This is a genomic window from Arthrobacter sp. SRS-W-1-2016 (assembly GCF_002009585.1).
GTDB lineage: Bacteria > Actinomycetota > Actinomycetes > Actinomycetales > Micrococcaceae > Arthrobacter > Arthrobacter bambusae_A.
This window is the reverse complement of the sequence record NZ_MTPV01000043.1, coordinates 13,012-31,392: the sequence shown is the minus strand read 5'-3', so window position 1 is coordinate 31,392 and position 18,381 is coordinate 13,012. Positions and strand designations below refer to the sequence as shown.

19 protein-coding genes are annotated in these 18,381 nt (G+C 65.0%); 12 read left to right on the top strand and 7 right to left on the bottom strand.

Annotated features, from left to right (window positions below; all coding sequences use genetic code 11):
* Nucleotides 1-160 precede the first annotated feature (160 nt).
* Both BMF89_RS10445 and BMF89_RS10440 read right to left on the bottom strand, forming a co-directional pair.
* A complete protein-coding gene (locus BMF89_RS10445) occupies nucleotides 161-1,660 on the bottom strand; it encodes a SulP family inorganic anion transporter (RefSeq protein WP_078107024.1) in 1,500 nt (499 codons plus the stop codon).
* 6 nt (nucleotides 1,661-1,666) lie between these two features.
* A complete protein-coding gene (locus BMF89_RS10440; RefSeq protein WP_078107023.1) occupies nucleotides 1,667-2,770 on the bottom strand; it encodes a RelA/SpoT domain-containing protein in 1,104 nt (367 codons plus the stop codon).
* Nucleotides 2,771-2,958: 188 nt separating this feature from the next.
* Between BMF89_RS10440 and BMF89_RS10435 the strand changes: the two genes are divergently transcribed.
* The 4 genes from BMF89_RS10435 to BMF89_RS10420 all read left to right on the top strand — a co-directional run bounded on the left by BMF89_RS10435 (nucleotide 2,959) and on the right by BMF89_RS10420 (nucleotide 6,186).
* Nucleotides 2,959-3,771 carry an alpha/beta hydrolase gene (locus BMF89_RS10435; protein ID WP_078107022.1) on the top strand — a complete coding sequence of 271 codons (813 nt, stop codon included), beginning with the start codon at nucleotides 2,959-2,961 and terminating at the stop codon, nucleotides 3,769-3,771.
* A 70-nt stretch (nucleotides 3,772-3,841) separates the two neighbouring features.
* A complete protein-coding gene (locus BMF89_RS10430; RefSeq protein WP_078107021.1) occupies nucleotides 3,842-4,810 on the top strand; it encodes a carbohydrate kinase in 969 nt (322 codons plus the stop codon).
* Nucleotides 4,807-5,331, top strand: a complete 525-nt coding sequence (locus BMF89_RS10425; RefSeq protein ID WP_078107020.1) for a YbhB/YbcL family Raf kinase inhibitor-like protein — start codon at nucleotides 4,807-4,809, stop codon at nucleotides 5,329-5,331. The genes BMF89_RS10430 and BMF89_RS10425 overlap by 4 nt, the downstream gene beginning before the upstream one ends.
* A gap of 45 nt (nucleotides 5,332-5,376) precedes the next feature.
* Nucleotides 5,377-6,186 carry a Cof-type HAD-IIB family hydrolase gene (locus BMF89_RS10420; protein WP_078107019.1) on the top strand — a complete coding sequence of 270 codons (810 nt, stop codon included), beginning with the start codon at nucleotides 5,377-5,379 and terminating at the stop codon, nucleotides 6,184-6,186.
* A 52-nt stretch (nucleotides 6,187-6,238) separates the two neighbouring features.
* On the opposite strand, the gene BMF89_RS10415 is transcribed toward BMF89_RS10420, so the two are convergent.
* Entirely contained in the window at nucleotides 6,239-7,513 is a 1,275-nt protein-coding gene (locus BMF89_RS10415; RefSeq protein ID WP_078107018.1) for a response regulator transcription factor family protein, read from the bottom strand.
* Nucleotides 7,514-7,652: 139 nt separating this feature from the next.
* Here BMF89_RS10415 and hxlB point away from each other — a divergent pair, with 139 nt between their 5' ends.
* From hxlB to BMF89_RS10395, 4 genes are all read left to right on the top strand, one after another.
* Nucleotides 7,653-8,306, top strand: coding sequence for a 6-phospho-3-hexuloisomerase (hxlB, locus tag BMF89_RS10410; protein WP_078107017.1), 654 nt, complete (start codon nucleotides 7,653-7,655; stop codon nucleotides 8,304-8,306).
* Nucleotides 8,307-8,362: 56 nt separating this feature from the next.
* Nucleotides 8,363-8,986: a 3-hexulose-6-phosphate synthase gene (hxlA, locus tag BMF89_RS10405; protein WP_078107016.1), complete on the top strand. Its 624-nt coding sequence runs from the start codon at nucleotides 8,363-8,365 to the stop codon at nucleotides 8,984-8,986.
* A gap of 161 nt (nucleotides 8,987-9,147) precedes the next feature.
* Nucleotides 9,148-9,417 (top strand): hypothetical protein, encoded by a 270-nt coding sequence (locus BMF89_RS10400; RefSeq protein WP_241707671.1) that lies wholly within the window; start codon nucleotides 9,148-9,150, stop codon nucleotides 9,415-9,417.
* A 44-nt stretch (nucleotides 9,418-9,461) separates the two neighbouring features.
* Nucleotides 9,462-10,241 (top strand): glycerophosphodiester phosphodiesterase family protein, encoded by a 780-nt coding sequence (locus tag BMF89_RS10395; RefSeq protein ID WP_078107056.1) that lies wholly within the window; start codon nucleotides 9,462-9,464, stop codon nucleotides 10,239-10,241.
* Here the strand turns inward: BMF89_RS10395 and BMF89_RS10390 are convergent.
* Both BMF89_RS10390 and BMF89_RS10385 read right to left on the bottom strand, forming a co-directional pair.
* Complete coding sequence (locus BMF89_RS10390) at nucleotides 10,183-11,454, bottom strand: RNA polymerase sigma factor (protein ID WP_078107015.1); 1,272 nt, start codon at nucleotides 11,452-11,454, stop codon at nucleotides 10,183-10,185. The two genes, BMF89_RS10395 and BMF89_RS10390, sit on opposite strands and share 59 nt — an antisense overlap.
* 7 nt (nucleotides 11,455-11,461) lie before the next feature.
* Complete coding sequence (locus BMF89_RS10385) at nucleotides 11,462-11,812, bottom strand: YciI family protein (RefSeq protein WP_078107014.1); 351 nt, start codon at nucleotides 11,810-11,812, stop codon at nucleotides 11,462-11,464.
* A 132-nt stretch (nucleotides 11,813-11,944) separates the two neighbouring features.
* On the opposite strand from BMF89_RS10385, the gene BMF89_RS10380 reads away from it, so the two are divergent.
* Both BMF89_RS10380 and BMF89_RS10375 read left to right on the top strand, forming a co-directional pair.
* Nucleotides 11,945-13,087 (top strand): glycerate kinase, encoded by a 1,143-nt coding sequence (locus tag BMF89_RS10380; RefSeq protein WP_078107013.1) that lies wholly within the window; start codon nucleotides 11,945-11,947, stop codon nucleotides 13,085-13,087.
* Nucleotides 13,088-13,339: 252 nt separating this feature from the next.
* Complete coding sequence (locus tag BMF89_RS10375) at nucleotides 13,340-13,804, top strand: GatB/YqeY domain-containing protein (RefSeq protein WP_078107012.1); 465 nt, start codon at nucleotides 13,340-13,342, stop codon at nucleotides 13,802-13,804.
* Nucleotides 13,805-13,880: 76 nt separating this feature from the next.
* Here the strand turns inward: BMF89_RS10375 and BMF89_RS10370 are convergent, their stop codons facing one another.
* Nucleotides 13,881-15,167, bottom strand: a complete 1,287-nt coding sequence (locus BMF89_RS10370; RefSeq protein ID WP_078107011.1) for a solute carrier family 23 protein — start codon at nucleotides 15,165-15,167, stop codon at nucleotides 13,881-13,883.
* 188 nt (nucleotides 15,168-15,355) lie between these two features.
* Between BMF89_RS10370 and BMF89_RS10365 the strand changes: the two genes are divergently transcribed.
* Together BMF89_RS10365 and BMF89_RS10360 are read left to right on the top strand one after the other, a co-directional pair.
* Nucleotides 15,356-15,961: a malonic semialdehyde reductase gene (locus BMF89_RS10365; protein WP_078107055.1), complete on the top strand. Its 606-nt coding sequence runs from the start codon at nucleotides 15,356-15,358 to the stop codon at nucleotides 15,959-15,961.
* Between the two features lie 219 nt (nucleotides 15,962-16,180).
* Complete coding sequence (locus BMF89_RS10360; protein WP_078107010.1) at nucleotides 16,181-16,681, top strand: 2'-5' RNA ligase family protein; 501 nt, start codon at nucleotides 16,181-16,183, stop codon at nucleotides 16,679-16,681.
* Nucleotides 16,682-16,687: 6 nt separating this feature from the next.
* Here BMF89_RS10360 and pgm read toward each other — a convergent pair whose 3' ends face one another.
* On the bottom strand, nucleotides 16,688-18,352 hold the full coding sequence (gene pgm, locus BMF89_RS10355) for a phosphoglucomutase (alpha-D-glucose-1,6-bisphosphate-dependent) (protein WP_078107009.1): 1,665 nt from the start codon (nucleotides 18,350-18,352) through the stop codon (nucleotides 16,688-16,690).
* Between the last annotated feature and the right edge of the window lie 29 nt (nucleotides 18,353-18,381).

Genomic DNA, 18,381 nt, shown 5'->3' with positions numbered 1-18,381 from the left:
CCAACTAGTCCCCACCGCCACCCTCGCCTCGCAAGTCCCAGGGCCAGGGAACCCGGGCGGCGTGGGCCCAACTAGCTCGCATTAGTTGTCGTTTTGGTGGCTCATAACGACAACAACTGCGAGTCAGTTGGGGGGTGTTCGTTGGGGTGGACCGGGGCGGTTAGCCTGCGTTGAGCTTGCCCGCCAGCCGTTCGCGCATTCGGACGCTCGCCGCGTTGAGGCCGATGAGCTCCACCTCGCGGCCGTGCCTGCGGTATTTCTCGGTAACGGAATCCAACACGGCAACGGTGGAAGCATCCCAGATGTGCGAGGCATGCAGGTCGATGACCACGTGGTCGATTCCCTCCGAGGAATCCTTCGCATAGTCGAACTGCGTGTAGAGGTCGTTTGAGGAGGCGAAGAACAACTCGCCATCCACCGTGTAGCTCGCCACGGTCCGGCCGTTGAGCTCGAATTCACTCCGCTCCACGGTGGCGAAATGGGCCACTCGGCGGGCGAACAGCACCATGGCCGTGAGGACGCCGGCTCCTACCCCGATGGCCAGATTGTGCGTCGCCACCACAACGGCCACCGTCACGAGCATGACGCCGGTCTCGGACTTCGGGAGCCGCTTTAGGGTTGCGGGCCGGATCGAATGCCAGTCAAAGGTGATGAGGGAAACGAAGATCATCACAGCCACCAAAGCGGCCATAGGTATGGTGCCCACCACGTCCCCGAGCGTCACCACGAGCCCCAACAGGAACGCTCCCGCCAGGAAGGTTGACAGCCGGCTGCGGGCACCCGAACCCTTCACGTTGATCATGGTCTGGCCAATCACGGCGCAGCCGCCCAAGCCACCCAGGAAACCGGTGACGATATTTGCAATGCCCTGGCCCCAGGAGACCCGGGTCTTGTTGGAGCGGGTATCCGTGATGTCATCCACGAGCTTGGCCGTCATGAGGGATTCCAGCAGGCCCACTAGCGCCATGGACAAAGCGAACGGGGCAATGGTCTGGAAGGTCTCCCAGGTCAAAGGCACATTGGGAAGGAAAAAACCGGGAAGGCTGTTGGGGAGTTCGCCCTTGTCATGCACAGTGGGAACGCGGATTCCGGCCAGCGCCGTCACGATCGTGAGAGAGACGACCGCCACCAACGGTGCGGGCACCGCCGTCGTGATTCTGGGCAACGCGAAGACGATCAGCAGCCCCACGGCCACAATCGGGTAGACCATCCAGGGGACGCCGATGAGCTCAGGCAACTGGGCCATGAACACCAGAATCGCCAAGGCATTCACGAATCCGATCATCACCGAACGCGGAATGAAGCGCATGAGCCGCGTGACGCCCAGGACCGCCAGGACTATTTGGAAGACCCCGGCGAGGATGACCGTGGCGATCAAGTAGTTGAGCCCGTGATCCTTCATGACGGGGGCAATCACGAGCGCGACGGCACCGGTGGCTGCGGATATCATGGCGGGCCGGCCACCCACGATCGCTGTGGTGACCCCCATCGTGAAGGACGCGAAGAGGCCGATGCGCGGATCCACGCCGGCAATCACAGAGAAGGCGATGGCCTCAGGAATGAGGGCAAGCGCCACCACCAAACCAGCCAACGCTTCCGTTTTGAGCCTGCGGGGCGAGCGCAGCGTGAAACGGAGGGACTGGAGCTGCTCGGGTGTCATGGGTCCTTAGCTGTTGGTCAGGCGGTACCGCTCAATCTGCTTGAGACGCCGCTGGAGGCTGTCCCGCCGGGGGTGGGGGACGACGTCGGGCGCCTCAGCGGTGAGGTCGATGTGTTCAGTGCCGTACTGCCACAGCAGGAGGTCATCCAGGAGGCGGTCCGGTCCGGGGGAGTAACGGTGGTCCAGGGCTTTGCGGACCTCGGTGATCCGGTTGGCCCTGAGGAGTCCGGCGAGTTCCACGGTCTTGTTCAGTCCGTGGGCCGCAAGGAGCTCCGCAGCCCAACCCCAGTCGTCATCAACTTTACGGTCAACGTGCGGAAGCAGCGTTCGCCAGACGTCCCGCACCCGGTTGGGCGTGAGCGGCATGGAACCTTCGCCATCGAGATCCCAGTAGCCGCGGACTTCCTCGTAGCGTTCGTGGAGGTCGGCGAAGGCGCTCTCCACTGTTTCCAGCATTGCGGCGGTGGCGGTGAACTGCCGGTCGAAATGCGGCGTCCAAGCGCGCGGATCCTCGGCCTTGAAGCGGATGTCGTGTTCGATTTCGCTCCAGGCGTGCGCGAAAACGGTACGGATCTGGCATTCGAAGAAGTAGCTGCCATTTGGCGGGATGTCCGGATTGAAGACCTGCTGGTAGGCCTTCACGGACTCGTTCTGGATGGTGCGGAGGATAAGGTGCCGGCTCGAGTAGCCGTAGGTACCGGACTCGATCGAACCGATGTCCTTCTCAAGGTCGCCGCGGCAATCGAAAAGCTGGCGCTGGCGCTTGATCAAGTTGGCAACGGCGGCGTTCTCGGCCGGAAGCTTGGTGATGACGCGCAGCCCCACCATGTCGTTCAGGGTCCGGAACGGGTCCGGGAACTTCAGCACCCGCGGGCCGCCATCCAGGGGCACCTCGGTACGGGAAATCTTCTCCCGGAAAGATTCCACCGTCTTGGTGCGTCCGGTGACGAAGAGGGGAACGGACTCGCTGTTCTTGAGCATGTCCCGCAAGGTCAAGAGGACGTCCCGGGTGACGAGTTTCAGGGCAGGCCGAACGCGTTCGTAGAGTTCCACATTCGCTTGTACTGATTCGCGCAGCTGAGGATCCAAGCTGTCCCAATTGCTAGCCATGCCTCCAGCTTACGGCGGAGGGCTGACAGTGCAGGGGAGCCGGACCCTCTGGGCTTATCGCTGCGACACCTGGAAGCAGGCAACATCGTACTGGGAATGGGGGAACAGGGGCTCTGCGTTGATCCTCAGGCCATTGCTCCCGCTCCGCGTCGCTCCTCCGCGATAGGCTCGGCACAAAGGAGGACACGATGAAGCGGCACAAGTACTACTACGGCCAGCACTCCAGCCAATGGGGCGAGCTGTTCGTACCAGACAATTCGCTCCAATCACACCGCAGCAGACCCGACGGCGTGGTGGTGGTGATCCACGGAGGCTACTGGCGCTCCCAGTACGGCGCGGAACTCGGCGAGCCGATTGCGCGGGACCTCGCTGCGCACGGAATTGCGGCCTGGAACCTTGAATACCGGAGGGCAGGAAACGGCGGCGGCTGGCCGCATACGTTCGAAGATGTCCTCGACGGAATTGACCACCTGGGCGAGATCGCCGGCAAGCATGAGCTCAACCTGAGCAAAGTAGTGGCGCTGGGACACTCCGCGGGCGGCCATCTGGCGGTCTGGGCCGCCGGGCGCGACAAGCTTTCCAAGATCGGCGCGGCAGACGCCGACCGGCAGCTCCATCGGCATGACAATGGCGCGGCAGTGCAGCTTACCGGCGTCGTGAGCCAGTCCGGCCTGCTGAACCTGGCGGATGCCGAGCGGCTCAACCTCAGCAACGGCGCCGTCGACAACCTGATGGGTGGGGACTCGGTCAGATTCCCCAAACGGCATATCTACGCTGACCCCATGAGTTCGCTCCCCATCGCCGTCCCGGTCTTTGCCGTCCACGCCGCCGCGGACGAGGACGTCCCGTGCAGCCAGTCCGAGGCTTATGTTGCCGCGGCCACTGCTTCCGGGGGCGCGGCGCAGTTCCTCAAGGTGCCTGGCGACCATTTCGACCTGATCGACCCCAGGGCGGTTGCGTACAAGAAGTGCCGGGAGTTAGTGCAGCGGCTGCTGGTGTGATGGTCTTGCCGGGAAAGTCACCGGCTGTCATCGAGAGACGCACACCACATCAACGTGGCAGAGTTGTCCCATGCTGACAGTCATAGGTGAAGCGCTGGTTGATGTCGTCCAGCGTTCCTCGGGAATCGACGCCCACGTGGGCGGAAGTCCGCTCAACGTTGCCGTGGGCCTGGCCAGGCTGGACCATGCAGTCCAGTTCATCGGCCGCTTCGGCAAGGACGCCTACGGCGAATCGATCGCGGCCCATCTGCGCTCCAGTTCCGTCATGGTTCCGCTGCCGCCGGACGAGAGTCCCACGAGCGTAGCCACCGCATTGATCGACGACGACGGCGCTGCCAGCTACACGTTCGACCTCGCCTGGGAGCTTCCCGGCCTCGCCGCGCGCTTGCCTTTCATGCTCCAGGGGACATCGCTCCTGCACACGGGCTCGATTGCCACGATGTTGGAGCCGGGAGCAGCGGAAGTCCTTGCCGCCGTCGAGCATGCCCATCCGAACGCGACCATCAGCTTCGATCCCAACTGCAGGCCCAGCATCATCAAGGATCGCGACTATGCGCGGGCCCAGGTGGAGCGTTTCGTGGCGCTTGCCGACGTGGTCAAGGCATCCGACGAGGACCTTGAGTGGCTCTATCCCGGCGTCGACGTCTTGGAATCGGCCCGGCGCTGGTTGAGCCTGGGCGGCAGCGGCGGACCCGCCGTCGTGGTGGTCACGCGAGGCGCGGCTGGACCCTGGGGCGTTACGGCGGCGGGCGAGGCCCAGGTGGACGCCCCGAAGGTGGAGGTGGCGGATACCGTGGGTGCGGGCGATTCCTTCATGGCCGCGCTCCTCTCGGGCATCGTTGACCGCGGGCTGGCCGGGGCCCAAAACCGGGAAGAGCTGCACGCCATGCCAGCCGAAGTGCTCGACGGGATCCTCAACCATGCAGCGCGCGCCGCGGCAATCACAGTCTCCCGGCCGGGCGCGAATCCGCCGACCAGGGCCGAGCTCAACGCCTCGGGCGTCCCGGAGGCCGAACCAAGCATCGAAAGGCAGCCATGAGTTACGCCGACCTTCCCCGCGTCCCATCCTTCAACCTCACCAGCGGCTCGCTGAGGGACGGTGAGGCACTCGGCAGCGCCCAGACCAGCAAGCGATTCAGTGTGGCGGGCGGCAAGGACGAATCCCCGCAGTTGAGCTGGAGCGGAGCCCCCGAGGGCACCAAGGGTTTCGTCGTCACCGTCTTCGATCCGGATGCCCCGAGGGCCGGCGGTTACTGGCACTGGGCCGTAATCAACATCCCAGTCAGTACCGACTGCTTGCCTGCGGGCGCCGGCGTTGAGGGCGGTTCGCACTTGCCGGGCGGTGCGCTACAGCTGAAGAACGACGCCGGGTTCCATGGTTACCTGGGTGCCGCGCCACCGCCCGGGCATGGGCCGCACCGGTACATCGTGGCCGTGCACGCGGTCGACGTCGAAGAACTGGCTCTCGACGCCGGTGCCTCCACGGACGCGCTCGTCCGCACGCTGGCCGCACACACCCTGGGCCGGGCCGTCATCACGGGCCACTTCGAGCGGCGCTAGCTTGGGGCAGAGTCGACGGCGGCTGCCCCCACGTAGACTGACATAATGCGGCTCGTAGCAAGTGACATTGACGGCACCATACTCGGCCATGACGGCAAGATCAGCAGCCGCACCATCCGCGCATTCCATGCCTGCCGCGAGGCGGGCATCGAGGTGGTGTTCGTGACCGGGCGGCCGCCGCGCTGGCTCTACCCCCTCCGCGAGCAGATCGGCCACAGCGGCATTGTTATTTGCTCCAACGGGGCCGTGGTGTGGGACCTTGAAGCAGACAAGCTGATTTCGGCCAATGCCTTGAGCATCGAATCCGTGCTCGAGGCCCGCCGGATCATCAAGCAGCTCCGGCCCGACGCCTTGTTCGCGGCGGAAACGCTTACAGGATTCCATCTCGAGCCAGGGTTCATCGAGAATGAGACCAGCGAGCTCCTGGCGGAGTTCACTCCCGCTTGGCTGGACAAAACGCTCACCGCGCAAGAGGCCGTCGTGAAGTTCCTTGCCGTCACGCGCCGCGGCACTCCGGACGACTTTCTCGCAAAGGTCCAGCCCGCCGTGGCGCATCTCGTGGAAACCACCCACTCTGCGCCGCGGACCGCCCTCCTGGAAATGTCTGCCCCCGGCATCAACAAGGCCGTCACGCTCGCTGAATATGCTGCCTCCCGGGGCATCGAGGCCACTGAGGTAGTGGCATTCGGTGACATGCCCAACGACGTAGAGATGCTGCGCTGGGCTGGCGACGGTTACGCGATGGCCAGCGGCCACCCTGAGGCGATCAGTGCCGCAGGCCAGCAAGCACCGCATTTTGACGACGACGGCGTGGCCCAGATCCTCGAGGCAAAGCTCGCTTCCCTGCGGGTCTAGTCAGCTCTGGGTTCCCCGGCCGCCGCGCCGGCCGCCGCGCCGGTCCCGACCACTAGTTCGGCGCCCGCAGCCCGTGGCTGTGCGCCAAGGCAATGGCTTCTGTTCGTGAACCTACGCCGAGTTTCCTGAAGATATTCCTGACATGGAATTTAACTGTGTTTTCGCTGATGTGCAGTTTGGCGGAGATGGCCCGGTTGCGTTGTCCGGCCGCCAACAGTTGAAGAACTTCCATTTCGCGCTCAGCCAGGCCCCATCCACCGATATCGCCCGCTGGGGCTGATGGCGGGTCCAGTGGCAGGACCACCTGCACGTCCGCTCCCCAGCCGGCCATGACCTCGATGTTCATCTGGCCGTCCAGAGCTGCCACCCGGTTGTTGAGCCGGGCAATGTTGGGCGAATCCGCCGTCAGTTCGCCTAGGCCGTCGTCGCGCACATTAACCAGGAGGTTTACACCATCGCAGTCCCACTGCACCCGCACACGCCTGACCGCGGGCTGCTCCACGATGGCCAGCACCAGACCCCGCACGATCGCCCGGGCCGCGTGGGCCACTTCGCCGGGCAAGGCGCGGCCGTTGATTGGTGGTTCGATGAACTGGATGTCGAGCCCGCTGAAGTGCATGAGCGGTCGCAAGTCCTCCCGCAGCCGTTCGAAGGCCTTGGCCACCGGCTCTTCCACGAGGTCTGTTGTCCGGTCGCTGAGTGTCCGAAGGTTGACCAGTGAGGTAGCTGCCAGGTCGGTGACGGTTTTTCTGGCAGTGGCATCGTCGAGGGAGCTTGATCGCAGCGCCGCCAAAAGTGTCTCCAGGGTGGTGGAGTGCCTGTCCACGAGTTCGGCCGTGACGCGGAGCCGCTCGGCTGACGCCGCGCGGGATTCCAAAAGGTACGACGGCGGCGCGTCCGCCACCTTCTCCTGGATGCGCCGCGCCGTGAGCTGCCACAAGTACTCAAGCATCCGCAGCGCCGACTCCCGCTCCAAAGATCCCTCGGGGATGGCAGGCTCGGTGATGGTCAGGAGCGCATTGCTCCCGGACGTCAGGGCAAGAACCGGCCGTTGCTTGCCGGCGATGGTCGCTTCACCTTGCCAGGCGTCGCCCTCCGCGACCCGGGCCCGCAATTGATCCAACTCCGGGATGGAAACGCGGCTGATGATGCCTTCCGCCCCGGCCTTCTTCTGGGGCCGGCCGGTGCAATCCTCGGTGAAGATCACTAGCGCGCTGCTGCCTACGTACGGCAACGACGCTTCACGAAGCCACTCGGCGATGTTCATCAACGGGGAGTTCGCGAGTGCGGCAACCGCTTCCAGGAGCGTCCACGTACTTGGAGTCATCCCGCCACCCTAGCGCCTCAGCTCTCGCGCCTACTACCCAAACGAGTAGCTATGACTGCCCGTGCTCATCGTTACCCCTATCCGTTTAATCCTGAACGATTGATTGAAACGCAGCATTCACCTGAGCAGGAGGTAACGCATGACCACCACCGCAGACGCCGTCCAGGCCGCGTTGGGCCAAGTTCGCGGCCTGGCTCGCGGCGCACGGGACGTCGACCTGAGCCTGGATGTCGGCCTGGGCCTGGCCTTTGTGGGAAGCGAGATCGCGGAAACAGCCGCCGAAGTGGACCTTGGGCAGCTCTCCTGCCTGGCCACGGAAGTCCAGACCGCGGGGAACTCGGCAACCGGCCGGATCTTTGTTGCCGGAGCTGGCCGCAGCGGACTTGTCCTGCGGATGGCTGCGATGCGGCTGATGCACCTCGGATTCGACGTGCACATCGCGGGAGATACCACCACACCGGCCATCCGCTCGGACGATCTCCTGCTCCTTGCCTCGGGTTCAGGGACGACCTCCGGCGTCGTGCGCGCCGCCGAAACGGCCTCCAAAGCCGGCGCCAGGATCGCCGTCTACACGACGAACGCGAGGTCACCGCTCGCGGAACTGGCCGACGTCGTCGTCATCATTCCAGCGGCGCAGAAGACGGACCACGGTTCCACGCTGTCGCGCCAGTACTCCGGCAGCCTGTTCGAGCAGGTGCTCTTCCTCGCTGCCGAAGCAGTCTTCCAGTCGCTGTGGGACAACGACGCGACCCCGGCCGAGGAACTCTGGCTCCGCCACGCGAACCTCGAATAGCCCCTGATTTCCACCGCACCAACACCACCCAACCAACAACGAAAGTGATTCTCTCCATGAAGCTTCAAGTCGCCATCGACGTCCTCACCACCGAAGCCGCCCTCGAAATCGCGGGCAAGGTCGCCGAATACGTGGACATCATCGAACTCGGCACTCCGCTCGTGAAAAGCGAAGGTCTTTCGGCCGTGACCGCCATCAAGGAAGCCCACCCGGACAAGATCGTGTTCGCCGACCTCAAGACCATGGATGCCGGTGAACTCGAAGCCGACATCGCCTTCAAGGCCGGCGCAGACCTGGTTTCCGTACTTGGGGGTGCCGATGACTCCACCATCGCCGGTGCGGTCAAGGCGGCAAAAGCCCACAACAAGGGCATCGTGGTGGACCTGATCGGCGTTGCGGACAAAGTATCCCGCGCCAAGGAAGCCCGGGCACTCGGTGCCAAGTTCATCGAGTTCCACGCCGGCCTCGACGAGCAGGCAAAGCCGGGCTACAACCTGGATGTCCTGCTGAGCGCGGGCGAGGAAGCTCGCGTGCCGTTCTCCGTGGCCGGCGGTGTGAACCTGTCCACGATCGGAGCCGTACAGCGCGCCGGAGCGGATGTCGCCGTCGTCGGCGGTTCCATCTACGGTGCGGACGACCCCGCGCTGGCCGCGAAGCAACTCCGCGCCGCCATCATCTAGGGTCCACTTTCCGGCCGGGCGCTCCCAACTAACTCGCACTTAATGTCGTTTTCAGGCCTCTAAACGACAACAAATGCCAGTCAGTTGGGAGTGCTCACCCATTTACACAGATTCAGTCCAACTGCCGTTCAACTACTCCCCGTAGGCTCGTGCCGTATTCGATGCCGATCACAGGGGACATGATGGCCAAGAGAAAGACGACGGGGTGGCCCGAAGCCCCGGTTCGCCGTGCAGTGCCGGCCGAACATTGGAAGCAGTTGCGCCGCGGGGATCGCGTGAGCGTCAAGCTCGCACCGGGGTTTGAGAACCCCGGCCAGGTGGATGCCGTGTCGAGCGACCACAGCGTGGTCTGGGTAAACCTCGACGGCGGCCGCGGCCGCACGCTGGTTCACTGCGGAGACGGCGTGGAGATCGTCCCGCAGGAATCCTGACGGCGTCGCGGGCGGCACGGCCGGGTTACGCTACCCGTGTGAGCCTGAACCTGCCTTTCTTCAGTCGGCCGGACGGACAATCCGCTCCGCTTGCCTTCGCGCACCGCGGATTTTCCCCCGACGGACTTGAGAACTCCGCCGCGGCATTCAAGGCCGCGCTTGAGCTCGGCTTCACACATCTCGAAACCGATGCCCGCACCACTGCCGACGGCGTGGTGCTCCTTTTCCACGACGACACCCTCGACCGCGTCACAGATGCCCACGGCCCCATCTCCAGCCTCAGGGCTGCCGACATCGCGAAAGCCCGCATCGGCGGCCGCGAAGCAATTCCCCTCTTGGCGGAGGTCCTGACGGAATTCCCCGAGGCGCGGCTGAACGTCGACGTCAAGGACTGGCATACCGTCAAGGCCCTCGCCGGAGTCATTGAACAACTCGACGCCCACGACCGCGTGCTGATCGCGAGCTTCTCCGACCGGCGTCGTCGCGCGGTCCTCCGCTTGCTCGGGCGCCGCACGGCGTCTTCGGCGGGCATCGTCTGCAATGCAGCCTTCACGCTTTTGGGACCGCTTCTTCCCGGGCGCTGGCTCCGGAAGATCCTGCACGACGTCGATGCCCTCCAGGTGCCGGTCCGCTACGGACCGCTGACGGTAGTGACGCCCGGTTTCCTGCGGCGCGCGCACCGGCTGGGGCTCCAGGTCCACGTCTGGACGGTCAACGATTCCGCCGAAATGGCCAGGCTGTTGGACATGGGCGTGGACGGCCTGGTCACAGACCGCGCGGATCGTCTGAAGTCGGTGCTGCATGGCCGGAGCCAGTGGTGGTGAGCGCCCGGAGCCGCCCCTCGAGGAAGTCCCGCTCGGCGTCGTTATCGGTGCGCTCCTGCGCGGCGCGGTAGGCGGCGACAGCTTCGTCGTCGCGACCCAAGCGCCGGAGCAGATCCGCGCGCACGGCATGGAACAGGTAGTAATTGCCCAGTTCCAGAAGGTCGACGGCGGCAAGCCCCTTGGCGGGGCCTTCCACCTCTGCGAGGGCAACGGCCCTGTTCAAAGCAACCACCGGCGTCGGTTCCATCGCAAGGAGTTGCCCGTACAGCGCCAGGATCTGGCCCCAATCGGTGTCCGCGGGCTGTGCGGCATCGCTGTGAACCGCGTTGATGGCTGCCTGCAATTGGTACGGTCCGGGCTGGTTCCTCTTCAGACATTGCCGCAGCAGCAATTGTCCCTCCGCGATGTGGTCCGCGTCCCAGAGGCTGCGGTCCTGGTCCGCGAGGAGCACCAGGCCACCGTCGTAAGCTGTCCGGGCGGGGCGGCGGGCATCGAGGAGGAGCATGAGTGCGAGGAGCCCTTTGGCTTCCGGTTCATCAGGCATGAGGTCCACGATGAGCCTGCCCAGGCGCAAGGCCTCGCGGCAGAGCTCTTCGCGCACCAGCCCCGTGCCCGAGCTCGCCGCGTAGCCCTCGTTGAAGACCAAGTAGACCACGCCCAGCACGGATTTCAAGCGCTCAGGAAGCTCGGCCCCGCTCGGTACCCGGTAAGGGATATGGGCATCGCGGATCTTGCCTTTCGCCCGCACGAGTCGCGCGGCCATTGTTGGCTCGGGGACGAGGAAAGCGTGGGCGATTTCGGCGGTGCGGAGCCCGCCCAGGAGCTTGAGTGTCAGGGCCACTTGCGCGGCGCGGTTGAGGGCGGGATGGCAGCAGGTAAATATCAGCCTCAGCTGGTCGTCTTCCACTGTGTCCACCTCTTCGGGTTCATCCACGTGTTTATCACCGTGCAGGATCGCGGCCTGGGCGAGCTTCTCCCTCCCGGAGGCCTCGCGGCGGAGCCGGTCGATCGCTCGGTTGCGTGCGGTGGTGATGATCCAGCCCGCCGGGCTTGGCGGCAGCCCGGTATTCGGCCAGCGGGTGACGGCCTCGGTGAATGCGTCCTGGACCGCGTCTTCGGCGGCGTCGATGCTGCCCAAAACGCGAACCAGGACGGCCACGGAGCGTCCATACTCTTCGCGGAATATTTGTCCGATCTCCGAAATATGGACCATGGGGAAGCTATTCCCGGTAGCCCGCGAAGGGCCGGACCTCGATAGGCAGCGTGGTGGCTTGCGCCGCTTTGCGTCCCCAGCCAAGTGCCACGTCCAGGTCCGGGGCTTCGATCACCCACAGGCCGCCCACGTGTTCCTTGGCCTCGGCGAAGGGGCCGTCCGTCGTGAGTATTTCGCCGTCGTTCACGCGCACCACTGTGGAGGTGCTGGCGGGGTGCAGGCCACCCGTGAAAACCCAGGCGCCGGCGTCGCGCATTTCCTGGTTCAGGACGTCAAGGTCGGCCATGATTTTGTTGAGGACTTCGGGTTCCGGAGCGGGGCCGTCGGGCTGGTAGATGCTGAGCAGGTAGCGTGACATGACTGTTCCTCCTTGGGATGTGGCGCCGGCACCTTGCCCGCGTCTCACCCCCTATACGAACGACACAGGCTGTTTTCGACATCTCCGCACACGGATCTGCGAAAAGCTTAGCCCCGCTGGCAGGATGGGGGCATGCGCATCCTGATTGCCCCGGACAAGTTCAAAGGTTCCCTCACTGCCGCCGAAGCAGCCTCTGCGATGGCCGAAGGGGCATTGCGCGTCTATCCCGATGCCGTGGTGACACAGTTTCCCATCGCCGACGGAGGCGAAGGAACACTGGAGGCAGCCGTGGCGGCAGGCTACGAAGAGCGGATCAACGCCGTCGTCGGTCCCATTCTCAAGCCGGTAGGCGCCGCGTGGGCCATCCGGAAGAATGCCTTCGGCGGAGCCACTGCGGTGATCGAAACTGCGCAAGCATCCGGACTGGCACACATGGAGCCGACGCCGGCCAACGCCCTGCGCGCCCACAGCTACGGTTGCGGTCAGCTCATCGCGGCGGCCCTCGACGCCGGGGCCACCGAGATTGTGCTCGGCGTGGGCGGTTCCGCCATGTCCGACGGCGGCAGCGGCGCCCTGCGCGCGCTGGGACTGAAGCCCCTGGATGCAGCGGGGAATGTGGTTCCGCTCGGCGGTGGTTCGCTCGTCGACGTCGTCTCCCTCGACGTCTCCGGGCTGGATCCGCGCCTGACCGCGGTGAGGTTCCGGATCGCCGTCGACGTCCAGAACCCGCTCTTCGGCAGCGACGGCGCTGCGCATGTTTTCGGCCCTCAGAAGGGCGCGGACGAAGACGCGGTGGAACTGCTCGACGCCGGCCTCCGCAATTGGGCGTCCCTGCTGCGGGAAACAGGGGGACGGGACGTCAACGTTCCCGGCGCCGGAGCGGCAGGCGGATTCCCGGCGTCGTTCCTGGCCTTCACCCAGGCGACCCTGGAAGGCGGGTTCGCCCTCGTGGCCGGCCTCACGGGGCTTCCCGAACAGCTCGGCGGCGCGGACCTGGTGATCACCGGCGAAGGATCGATGGATTCTCAATCCCTGACCGGCAAGGCCCCCATCGCATTGGCAGATTCAGCCCACGGCCAGGGCATTCCGGTGATTGTGGTCGCCGGCAGGATCTTGGTGACTCCCGAAGAGCTGGCGGGTCACGGCGTGGTTGCCGCGGCGCAGCTGCTCGACGTCGCGCAGCGTCGCGATGGCGTGCCGGACGTCGCCGACGCCGTGGCCAACGCAGCCAAGTACCTCGCGTGGGTCACGAGCCAGGTGCTGGAAGGCGCCTAACTCGCATCCAGCTGGGGACATGCCCCCTGCTGGATGCGAGGAATGGACATAGTGCGAATATGCCCATTCCTGGATGCCAAGAGGGGGCATGCTCAGCGGGGCTGCTCGGCGTTACCGGGCAGATAATTAAGGAACAAAGCGTGGCTCTGACTTCTGCCATGCACCTACGATGCGACGACCCCTCGGGACGCCGGCACCGCCTGCCGGGCTGGCAGCCGGCCAGCACGGCACCATCGAATCGAGGAGCACACCATGTTCACCTTGAAAGAGCGGCTGCACGCAGACGTCGTCAGCCATATGAAGGATGGCAATCGCATTGCCCTGAACGCCACACGCAACGTCCTCAGCGAGATTGACACCCGTGAGAAAGCCGGGCAGGCGCCGATCCACCTGGACGACGCCCAGATCACGGCCATGTTGCAGAAGGAGGCTTCCCAGTATCACGAGGTCGCCCGGCTGTACGAGGAGGCCGGAGAGCCCGAGCGCGCAGCCACGGAGATCGCGGATGCCGAGGTCATCGAGGCCTATCTGCCGGAACCACTATCCGTCGAAGAAGTCGAGTCCATCGTTGACGAAGTCATCGCCTCGCTCAAGGCCGACGGCGTGGAGCTGTCCGTGATGCACATGGGCTATGTCATGAGGCCGGTCACCGAAAAGGTCGCCGGCCGCTTCGACGGCAAGGCGGTCAGCGAGATTGTTCGCACGCGCCTCTCATAGCCGGCAACGCAATCTGTACAGATCGTGTCCCTTAAAGCGCGCTTGGGGGACACGACCTGTGCACGAACCCGAGAGGTTAGTGCTCCATCTCCGGCTCGGCAACCGTCCCGCGCCAACGGGCCAGGCCCTTCATGCCGTGGTAGACCGCCAAGGCAGCGGCCGAGCCCAGGGCGATGCCCGTGAACTTCAGTTCGCCGATGGTCCACGTGTAGTCCGCGATGCCGATAATCAATGCGACGGCTGCCGTGGTCAGGTTGATGGGGTTGGAGAAGTTGACCTTGTTCTGCACCCAGATTTTCACGCCGAGGACGCCAATCATTCCGTAGAGCATGGTCGCCGCTCCGCCCAGCACGCCGGCAGGAACGGTGGCGATGAGTTCGCCGAACTTGGGCGAGAAACTCAGGAGGATGGCGAAGGCGCCGGCAACCCAGTAGGCCGCCGTCGAGTAGACCTTCGTGGCTGCCATGACGCCGATGTTTTCGGCATAGGTGGTGGTTCCGGAGCCGCCGCCGAATCCGGCGAGGACCGTCGCGACGCCGTCGGCCATCAACGCGCGGCCTGAGACGTCGTCGAGGTTCCGTCCGGTCATCGCGGCCACGGACTTCACGTGCCCCACGTTTTCGGCCACCAGCACCAGGACAACCGGCACGAACAAGCCCACGACGCCGAGGTGGAACTCCGGAGTCTGGAAGTGCGGCAGCCCGATCCACGACGCCGCGTCCATCTTGGAGTAGTCCACTTCGCCGCGCGTCATGGCGGTGAGGTAGCCCACCATCACGCCCACCAGGATGCTCAGGCGGCCCAGAATGCCGCGGAACAGGACGCTCACCAGGATGATTGTCACCAGTGTCACGAGGGCAGTGACGGGGGCCTTGTCGAAGTTCGCCTTCGCGGCGGGCGCCAAATTCAGGCCGATCAGGGCGACGATTGCGCCAGTAACGATAGGCGGCATGGTCCGGTTGATCCACTCAGCGCCGAACTTCTGCACCACCGCGCCGACAAGAGCCAGTACGACGCCGGCAAGCACCACTCCGCCGAGCGCGCCGGGAACGCCGAACTGCTGCTGCGACGCCAGGATGGGGGCGATGAAAGCGAAGCTCGAACCAAGGTAGCTCGGTACGCGGCCCTTCGTGATGACCAGGAACAGCAGTGTGCCGATGCCGGAAAACAGTAGCGTGGTGGCCGGCGGCATGCCCGTGATGATGGGCACCAGGAAGGTGGCCCCGAACATCGCGACGACGTGCTGCATGCCGACGCCGATGGTCAGCGGCCACGCCAGCCGTTCCTCGGGTGCCACCACGTGGCCCGGCCGGATCGTCTTGCCGTCGCCGTGCAGCTTCCATTTGGTTCCGAGCATGCTCATCTACGGGAGCCTTCCCTGAAAGTTGTGATTGTCCGGGTGCAACCTTACCGCCCGGACGGCCTGCCGATTCCGCTGTGTGGAACGTCACGTGGCGTCTCGGGAAGAGGCGGGGGGAAGTTGAAGTTGCAACGATGGAAAGCATAAGCGCCCGGCCGTCGATGGCTGCGGGCACAGCGAAAGGTACGCGCATGACGATCGCCCACGAAGAAGCAGTGATTGACGCCGCAGCAGTCGACGCCATCTTTGCCGAAGCCCGCACCGCCAACTCCTTTGCAGGCGAGGTTTCCGAAGAGCAAGCACAGGCCATCTACGAACTGACCAAGTTCGGTCCGACGGCGTTCAACTCCCAGCCGCTGCGCGTCACCTACGTCCGTTCGGACGAGGCCCGCGCCAAGCTCGTCGAGACCCTCTCTCCGGGCAACAAGGCCAAGACCGCCTCTGCTCCGTTGGTCGCGGTCCTCTCGTATGACACCGCCTGGCACGAGCAGTGGGATAAGTTCCTGCCCGTCTACTCCGCCCCGAAGGCCATGTACGACGCCAACCCCGAGTTCACCGCAACCACGGGCAACAACAACGCCCACCTGCAGGCCGGCTACTTCATCCTCGCTGTCCGCTCCCTCGGTTTCGCCGCCGGCCCCATGACCGGTGCCGACTTCGCTGCGATCGACGCCGAGTTCTTCCCTGCCGGTGACCAGAAGAGCTTCCTCGTGGTCAACATCGGCCAGCCGGGTCCCGACGCCTTCGGCGAAGCCAAGCCGAAGTTCGCCTACGAGGACGTCGTCCGCACCGTCTAACCCCCGCTCACTTTTGACGTCCTTTTCGCCGACGCTCGCTCACTCTTGTGAGCGAGCGTTCGCGCTTAAGGCGGTATATCTGAGCGGGCGTCGGTGTTTGAGGCGGTATATGTGAGCGCGGGTTTTCCTCGACCGACGCTCGCTCACCTTTGGCGCCTTTTCCGCCGACGCCCGCTCACATCTGTGATTGGGAGGGCGGTGCGGTGGCAAAATTTCCCTATGCGGAACCTGATTCTGGTGGCGTTCGTCGAAGCCGTGGCTGACGGCATGGTCTTCCCGCGCAGTGACTGGCCGCTGCACATCACCCTCTTGAGGTTCGACGTCGAGCCCTCCGAGGATAACGACGTCGCTGCCCGCCTCAGCGAGCTTGTCACGGCTCCCGCGATGGGCGCCCTGGGGGCGGAACTCACGGTGGGACCCGACGCCGGATTCGGTCACCAAGGCTCCATTCCGGTCAGCCTCGTGGAGCACCATCCCCTTTTGCAGGGCCTCCACGAGGAATTGTTCGACGCCGTGGCAAGCGTCGGAGGGCGCGCAGCCACCCCGCGCTACGTCATGGAGAACTACCGCCCGCATATCTCCCATCACGACGGCAAGCGCCCCCAGCCGGGTGACGCCGTCGTGCTCGACCAGATCGCGCTGGTGGACATGGCGCCGGAAGGCAACCACACCATTCGCCGAATCCTCAAGCTCTGGCGCCTCCCGGCAGAGCCAAACTAGCGAGGGCTAGGAAATCACGCCGTCCACAAGGGCCTTGGCTTCTTCCTGGACCTGCTTGAGGTGGTCGGCACCCTTGAAGGACTCGGCGTAGATCTTGTAGACGTCCTCGGTGCCCGACGGCCGTGCCGCGAACCAGGCGTTCTCCGTGACAACCTTGAGGCCGCCGATCGAGGCGCCGTTGCCGGGAGCCTCGGTCAGCTTGGCGGTGATGTCCTCGCCCGCCAGCGTGGTGGCTGTGACATCCGCGGCGGAGAGCTTGCCGAGCTTGGCCTTCTGCTCACGCGTGGCCGCGGCGTCGATCCGGGCATAGACGGGTGCGCCGAACTTGTCCGTGAGGCCTTTGTACAGCTGCGACGGCGACTTGCCGGTGACTGCCGTAATCTCCGATGCCAGGAGCGCCAACAGGATGCCGTCCTTGTCGGTGGTCCAGACGCTTCCGTCACGCTTGTTGAAGGAGGCGCCCGCGGATTCTTCGCCACCGAAGGCACCCTCGCCCGAAAGCAGGCCGGGAACGAACCACTTGAAGCCCACGGGAACTTCCACGAGCTTGCGGCCCAGTCCAGCAGCCACGCGGTCAATGATGGAGGAGGAGACCAGGGTCTTGCCGACCACTGACTCCGGGTTCCAGCCTGTGCGGTTGCGGTACAGGTAGTCGATCGCGACGGCGAGATAGTGGTTCGGGTTCATCAAGCCGCCGTCCGGCGTCACGATGCCGTGGCGGTCGGCGTCGGCGTCGTTCCCGGTCGCGACGTCGAAGGTGCCCGTACCGGCCGAAGCACTGTCCGACATGCGCTTGATGAGCGAGGCCATGGCCGACGGGGAGGAGCAGTCCATGCGGATCTTCTCGTCCCAGTCGAGGGTCATGAATGCCCACTGCGGGTCCACGGTGGGGTTGACCACGGTCAGGTCGAGCTGGTGACGCTCCCCGATTTCACCCCAGTAGTCCACGGAGGCGCCGCCCATGGGATCCGCGCCGATGCGGACGCCCGCGGTGCGGATCGCATCGAGGTCCAGGACGGACGGGAGGTCGTCCACGTAGCTGCTCAGGAAATCGAACTTGCCCGTGCCGTCGGCCTTGAGCGCGTCGTTCAACGGAATCCGCTTGACGCCGCGCAACCCGTTTTCCAGGAGCTCGTTGGCGCGGTTGGCGATCCAGCCTGTGGCGTCCGTGTCGGCGGGGCCGCCGTGCGGGGGGTTGTACTTGAATCCGCCGTCGGCCGGAGGGTTGTGGCTCGGAGTGACGACGATGCCGTCGGCCTGGGGTTGCCCGGGCCCTGCTTCGTTGTTGTACTTCAGGATCGCATGGCTCAAGGCCGGCGTGGGCGTGTAGCCGTGGCGGGCGTCGATCAGTACGTTGACGCCGTTGGCGGCGAGCACTTCGAGGGCGGAATTCTGCGCTGGCTCACTGAGCCCGTGGGTGTCCTTGGCCAGGAAGAGAGGGCCGGTGATGCCCTGCCCGGCGCGGTATTCCACAATCGCCTGGGTGATGGCGAGGATATGGCCTTCATTAAAGGAGGCCTTCAGGCTCGACCCCCGGTGCCCCGAGGTGCCGAAGGCAACGCGCTGGGCGGGATCACTCAGATCCGGCGTCACGTCGTAGTACGCGTCGAGAAGAGCGGTGATGTCTACAAGGTCCTGGGGAAGGGCAACAGTGCCCGCACGGCTAGCCATTGACCCAGCATGCCAGACCGTCCGGTGTG